The sequence below is a fragment of the Oleiphilus sp. HI0061 genome, assembly GCF_001635675.1.
In genome coordinates this window covers 1-962 of the sequence record NZ_LWFE01001604.1, presented here as the reverse complement: position 1 = coordinate 962, position 962 = coordinate 1, and the positions used below count along the sequence as shown (strand labels likewise).

1 protein-coding gene is annotated in these 962 nt (G+C 44.5%); it reads right to left on the bottom strand.

Annotated elements, in window-relative coordinates; all coding sequences use genetic code 11:
- Positions 1-957 (bottom strand): cytochrome c oxidase accessory protein CcoG (ccoG, locus tag A3735_RS24870; RefSeq protein WP_082885995.1); only part of this gene is annotated, 957 nt, incomplete at its 3' end.
- Positions 958-962: the final 5 nt, after the last annotated feature.

Below are 962 nucleotides of genomic sequence, written 5' to 3'. Positions count from 1 at the left end.
AATATCATAGTGGGTGACTTCCATATGTATGGGGTCGACTTCTATGCTAGTTGGTTGAGTGTATACTTCTCCGGCTTTCACGGATACCGTAGTGGGTGTGGTAATCTTTATCCCTTCAATGCCTTTGACGGTAATGTCAAAATCATGGGGTTCATCGCTCATATTCATAACTTTGAGAATATAAGTGTTTTCGATTTTACCTAAACCCGTTAGCTGGTATAAAGCGCCCCGATCTTTTATTACGTCTAACTCTAGTGGAACACGTGTTGCAACGGAATAGGCAAACGCACCCATCATGCCGAGTAATAATACAGCGTAGGCAATGGCTTTGGGTCTTAGTATATGGCTCTTCTTACCGATGAGGGCATTCTCAGTGGTGTAGCTGATTAGACCTCGGTCATACTTCATTTTGTCCATGATTGAGTCACAGGCGTCGACGCATAAGGCGCAGCCAATACACTCATACTGAAGCCCATCACGAATATCGATGCCCGTTGGACAAACCTGTACACACATGCCGCAGTCAACGCAGTCGCCAAGGCCTTGTTCTTTATAATCAACATTACGTTTGCGGCTTCCTCTTGGGTCTCCACGACCTTTGTCGTAGGAAACAACAAGTGTGTCTTCATCAAACATTACAGATTGAAAGCGTGCATAAGGGCACATGTATAAACAAACTTGTTCACGTAACCAGCCAGCATTCAGGTAGGTTGCAACTGTAAAGAAGCCAATCCAGAATATTGCCCAGGCGTCGACTACACTAAAGGTGAACAGATCTGGAACTAACTCACGAATAGGGTAGAAATAACCGACAAAGGTCAGGCCGGTGCCAAAGGAGACCAATAACCAAAGAGTGTGCTTAAGGGTCTTTTTGATCATCTTTTCAGAGCTGAATTCCGCTTTATCAAGCTTCATTCGTTGGTTCCTGCTCCCTTCAACCTTTTCCTCAATCCACATGAAAA